The sequence below is a fragment of the uncultured Polaribacter sp. genome, assembly GCF_947501385.1.
Lineage (GTDB): Bacteria > Bacteroidota > Bacteroidia > Flavobacteriales > Flavobacteriaceae > Polaribacter.
Map to the genome: position 1 here is coordinate 1 of NZ_CANMVP010000113.1, position 218 is coordinate 218.

The following is a 218-nucleotide window of genomic DNA, read 5'->3' on the forward strand; positions in this document are numbered from 1 at the left end:
TCAACTACCGTTAACGCATCTGGTGCTGTTGTTGGTGTTTTAGGATTTGGATCTGTGGTGTCTGGATTCCCATCATTGTCATCATCTAAATCGGTTACATCTGGAATACCATCACCATCATTGTCTGCTTGAACCGTAATAGTTACCGATTCTGTTCTACAAACTGATGGGTTTACTGTTGTATTACAAACAATATAATCTACCGTTACTATAGTTCC

1 protein-coding gene is annotated in these 218 nt (G+C 39.0%); it reads right to left on the bottom strand.

The annotated features are described in order from the left end of the window. A partial coding sequence (locus tag Q0998_RS19325; protein ID WP_299673106.1) for a hypothetical protein occupies positions 1-218 on the bottom strand: 218 nt, incomplete at both ends.